Here is a 4,751-nt window from a genome sequence, read left to right as displayed (position 1 = left end):
GGTCGCAGAAACTCATTACGAAAAATGAAAACAGCACCGGGGTTATTGCAATGAAGGACAGTTTCCGGGTATTCATACTTTTGCTTGTTAAAGGTTTTTACTTATTAATCTGGAATACAATGTATTGTCGCACAAACTTGCACTCCCGATCAGGGAGGCATCCTCCTGCTGATGCGAAACAAAAACGCTGACATTCAGCGAATCCTTCTCAAATTCCAGTTTCAGTTCATTCAGGAAAAGGGAATGAGCAGCCGGGATGTTGCCTCCCATCACAAGTCCTTCGGCTCTGAAATTCCTGAGCCAGGGTGCAAGAAAAGCGCCAAGGTTTTTACCAAAGGTTTTAAAGATATCTGCAGCCACCACATCCGTTTTGGCCAGTTCAAACAGCTCCTTAACACCTGTGAGCTTTTTCCCTTCCAGTTCAAGATATTCCTTCTGAAACCAGCGCGTAGAGAAATAGTCGTCAGCCATGCTTTCCCCGTAAGGGATGTGATAAAGAAAGCCATCGGCCGGCACCCCATCCTGACCCGCCACCGGCAAATGCTTGTCAATGAATGTAGTTCCGAAACCCGTGCCCAGGGTGATGGCCAGCAACCTTTCATGTTGAATGGCCGGCGCCCTGAAAGACTCGCCAATGGCGAAACACGCAGCATCATTGAGAAACCTGACCGGAAGGTCATCTGCCAGTGCCAATCTCTTCCTGATCTCTTCACCAATATTCACCCCGTAGAGGTCTTCAAATTTATGCACCCCTTTAATGAGCGAAATCCCGTTGGGATAATCAAAAGGGCCAGGCATGGCAAACCCTATCCCTGCAATTCCTTTCTCACCCGCTTCTTCAATGGCCTGACCAATGGCTTCAGCCCAGCTATCCAGTATCTTATCTCCTGCATCCTGACTGTTTACCGTTCTGCGAAATCTTTTTGTGCTTGCAAAAGCTTTCTCCACGATATCATACAAGGCACAGCTTATATGGCTCCCGCCAATATCAACCCCAACAACAATGGTGCTCATGTTCTCTTTTGAATTTCAATGGTATAAGTAAACTTGTCGGCCTGGTAATAGCCAATATTATATTCCACGGGCCTGCCGCCGGGGTCGGAAACAAAGCGTTCACGTATGAGTACCGGATCGCTTTTGGATATATTGAGAAGGGCGGCTATATTGGGTTTCACCTTACGCGCGGTTATCTCTTCACGCGAGAGCGAAACAAGAATGTTGTACCTTTTCTCAAGGATATCATAAAGCGGTTGGCTGAAATCTTCATCGACCGTAATGCCGGTGCGGGGATGGAAATAGCTCTCAAAATATACGAACGGACCGACTTTATCCCCCCGGAGCCTGATGAGTTTTACCACTTCCGATTGGTCGGGCAGGTCGAAAAAACGTGCGATCTTTTCATTGATGAAGACTTTGTTCGACGCAATCTGGTAATTAATAAAGGCAATCCCCTTTTCGTTCATCTCCTGTGTAAACGAATGCCAGTTACTCAACTGGGTGGTAACGGTTTTTTGTACTGCCTTGGTGCCTTTGCCCTTACGCCGGATGATAAGCCCTTCGTATTCCAGCTTATTGGTGGCCTGCCTTACAGTATTACGACTGATGCCAAGCTTTTTGGCCAGTTCGGCCTCAGGCGGCAGGTAACCGCCGTCACAATAGGGTGGTTTCTCAATGAGCTTGCGAAGCAGTTCTTCCACCTGCGCATGGATGGGTACTATACTTGAATGATCAATTTTCAGAATCATAATTGTTCAAATGTTCAAACATTTACAAAAATATATTTTTATCAATACCGCTGCTGATATACGATAATAATTTTTAAAAAAATTTACCCTTTACTTCATTATTTTCAACTGCTGAAAAGGAAAAGGGGTTCCTGAATATTCCAAAAAAAAGGAGATATATTTTGGTTAAAAGGATATTTTTTTGTAATTTACGATAATTCATTTTTCATTTATTCATTTAAATACTTTAACCCCATGAGTGTATTAAAAGTAATAGAAATCCTTGCCTCATCGGAAAAGGGCTGGGAAGATGCAGCACGCAAAGCCGTAAAAGAGGCTTCCAAAACTGTTAAAGAGATCCGCTCGGTTTACATCAAAGATCATAGCGCCGTGGTTAAAGGCAGCGAGATTTATGAGTTCAGGGTAAATGCCAAAATTACCTTCGAAGTCAAAGACTGATTCACTAAAAATTAAAATCGAAATGGGACTTATTTCATTCATCAAGAATGCAGGGGCAAAGGTTTTCGGCAAAGGCAAAGAAGAGAAGGAAGAAGACAGGATTGCCCTGATCAAATCACACATCGAGCGCTATGGGTTCCTGGTGGATGACCTGAAAGTGAGCGTGGCAGGTGAGAAGATTACGATTGCCGGCAAAGTCGACACCCAGGCCATCAAAAACAAGATCGTAGTGGCTGCCGGAAATATTGAAGGCATTTCTGAGGTCGATGACCAATTGGAAATCAAAGAGGCTGAAGTGAAAGAGCCGGAAGGCAGGTATTATACCGTAAAGAAGGGTGACTTTTTGTCAAAAATCGCCAGGGAAATGTATGGCGATGCTAACAAATACCCCATCATCTTCGAGGCAAACAAACCCATGCTGAAAGACCCCGACCTGATCTATCCCGGACAGGTGCTGGTCATCCCTCCCCTATAGGCCAGGTTATGCCTATTGAAAAGGCTGCGCTGATAAAGGGCAGCCTTTTTTAATGAAAAATGAAAAAGAGGATTCCGCGGATTGTTGCGGATTCCACGGAAAAGAGCATGGGGCATAGGGCATGGAGCATGGGGCGTGGGGCATGGGGTTCAGCGTCTAGCCTCCATGTTTCCTTTAAAGAACGCTCCTATTTATGACAGAGAAATTATCAATATTATCAAAATTATCAAAATTGTCACTTCCTCTTTTTGAGGATATCTCCCCTGGGCGATATTAAAAAATCTTCTAAATTTGATAGCTTTGCTGAACCAGGCCAGGTTATGGTGAAATGATGTTCTTTGTTTTGGCAGGGGTTTGGATAATTTCAAATTATCCTGTGTTCCGAGCGGCATTACAAATTCCGCTCAGCCGGGATGCTGAACCCCTATTGAAAAACAGATGGAACTGAAATAAAATAAATCTTTATTGCCATGGTGGTATCCATTTTTCTTCTAGGAGTTGGAATTCTTTTTTTAATATTATCTTTCAATTCATACCAAAAATTCAAGAAAAACAAGAACACTTTTCTTGACTATGCACCAGGGCAACCCCCGCATTTTTTCTTTTTTATTTTCGGTATTCTTTTCATTTTAATAAGTTTAATAAAATTGCTTCACAACAATAGTTAAGGTATAACGGAGATTAAAATTTTTCCAATTTTCCAGCTGAATAATGGCATAAATAGGTCAAGAAGGGTTTCTTCAAATTAAGGCGAAATGATCTACTAAACCTACACAGCCACAGGGAAAAAAGAAATCAGAAGTGAGAAATCAGAAGTGAGAAATCAATAAGCAGTAGATCCGCGTTCAAAATAAAACCTCAAAAAATGGAACGCGGATGAAACGGATGCCGCTGGCGCGGCAACGCTGATTGCCGCGGATAAAAGAACTCCCCAAAAAAACAAATACTTAAAAAAATCCGCGTTCATCCGCGCTGAACGAAGTTCATCCGTGGCATCCGCGTTCAAAAAGAGAAGTGAGAGATGAGAGATGAGAAATGAGAAATGAGAAATGAGTGAATGATGTTTAGCTTAAAGCTAAAAGCCAATAGCCAATAGCCAAAAGCTAATCTCAACCTTGAACCTTGAACCCCTAACCCCTAACCTTCCCCCATTTCCTCAAAATAACCCTTGGCAGCATCATAAGCCATGACCTGCCCTGACTGGATGGTATAATACCAGCCGTGGAGTTTCAGAGTGCCTTGCTTAAACCGCTCACGGATAAAGGGATAGGTCAGCAGGTTTTTGAGTTGCTGCACCACATTTTCCTGTTCAGTAAGCCATTCGCGGGCTGCAGGATCTTTCGCTTCCGGATTCTGCGCTACGTGCTGGCGCACCACCTGCGCCTGTTCAAGCCAGCGGCGGGTGTGCGGCATATTTGCAAAAGCCTTCTCGGGCAGGTAAAGGGCAGCACAACCCCCGCAGTTGCTGTGGCCACACACAACAATATGTTCTACGTTCAGGGCCTGCACCGCATATTCAATAGCGGAAGTAGTGGCCAGGTATTCGCCCGACTCCCGGTATTGCGGAACGATGTTGGCCACATTGCGGATGATAAACAACTCACCGGGCAGCGAACGCGTGATCAGGTTGGGGTCAACCCTCGAATCCGAGCATCCGATAAACAGGGTGTGGGGCTGCTGCTTTTTTCCCAGCTTCTCAAAAAGGGCACGATACTTCTCAAAATCATGCTTGCGAAACGACACAACACCTTTCAGTATCTTATCCATGGAAATTTTGTTTTTAGAAAAACCAACAGATTAAACAATTGTTCACGGGCAGAGGCATAGGGCTTGGAGCATGGGGCATGGTCCATGGAAGAGAAATGAAAAACGAAAAATGAAAAATGAAAAATGGATTGGCAGATTGGCATTTGTGTTCATTGACTAAAAATTTGTGTGAATTTGTGGATAAAATCAAAACCCGGCAACATGACAACCCGACAACCATGACAACCCTCAAACTTTTTTCCTATTTTTGCACTCTAACCCAAAACCCCGACCCTTATGCAGCCTTTAGTCAGCATTATCATGGGCTCCACTTCCGATATGCCGGT

5 protein-coding genes are annotated in these 4,751 nt (G+C 44.1%); 2 read left to right on the top strand and 3 right to left on the bottom strand.

Going from position 1 to position 4,751, the window contains the following annotated elements:
- Positions 1–87: 87 nt before the first annotated feature.
- Positions 88–1,014 (bottom strand): ROK family protein, encoded by a 927-nt coding sequence (locus V2I46_06025; GenBank protein MEE4177051.1) that lies wholly within the window; start codon positions 1,012–1,014, stop codon positions 88–90.
- On the bottom strand, positions 1,011–1,739 hold the full coding sequence (locus V2I46_06020) for a GntR family transcriptional regulator (GenBank protein MEE4177050.1): 729 nt from the start codon (positions 1,737–1,739) through the stop codon (positions 1,011–1,013). The genes V2I46_06025 and V2I46_06020 overlap by 4 nt, the downstream gene beginning before the upstream one ends.
- Positions 1,740–1,979: 240 nt before the next feature.
- Between V2I46_06020 and V2I46_06015 the strand changes: the two genes are divergently transcribed.
- Both V2I46_06015 and lysM read left to right on the top strand, forming a co-directional pair.
- Positions 1,980–2,183 carry a dodecin family protein gene (locus V2I46_06015; protein MEE4177049.1) on the top strand — a complete coding sequence of 68 codons (204 nt, stop codon included), beginning with the start codon at positions 1,980–1,982 and terminating at the stop codon, positions 2,181–2,183.
- 22 nt (positions 2,184–2,205) lie between these two features.
- Positions 2,206–2,658 carry a peptidoglycan-binding protein LysM gene (gene lysM / locus V2I46_06010; GenBank protein MEE4177048.1) on the top strand — a complete coding sequence of 151 codons (453 nt, stop codon included), beginning with the start codon at positions 2,206–2,208 and terminating at the stop codon, positions 2,656–2,658.
- 1,137 nt (positions 2,659–3,795) lie between these two features.
- Here the strand turns inward: lysM and V2I46_06005 are convergent.
- Positions 3,796–4,425 (bottom strand): carbonic anhydrase, encoded by a 630-nt coding sequence (locus V2I46_06005; GenBank protein ID MEE4177047.1) that lies wholly within the window; start codon positions 4,423–4,425, stop codon positions 3,796–3,798.
- Between the last annotated feature and the right edge of the window lie 326 nt (positions 4,426–4,751).

The organism is Bacteroides sp., assembly GCA_036351255.1.
Lineage (GTDB): Bacteria > Bacteroidota > Bacteroidia > Bacteroidales > UBA7960 > UBA7960.
Note: the sequence above shows the minus strand (reverse complement) of the source record. Positions and strands in the feature narration are given on the sequence as shown.

Coding starts and splice junctions, on each gene's coding strand:
- V2I46_06025 (MEE4177051.1), bottom strand. CDS start 1,014: ATGAGCACCATTGTTGTTGGGGTTGATATTGGCGGGAGCCATATAAGC.
- V2I46_06015 (MEE4177049.1), top strand. CDS start 1,980: ATGAGTGTATTAAAAGTAATAGAAATCCTTGCCTCATCGGAAAAGGGC.
- lysM (MEE4177048.1), top strand. CDS start 2,206: ATGGGACTTATTTCATTCATCAAGAATGCAGGGGCAAAGGTTTTCGGC.
- V2I46_06005 (MEE4177047.1), bottom strand. CDS start 4,425: ATGGATAAGATACTGAAAGGTGTTGTGTCGTTTCGCAAGCATGATTTT.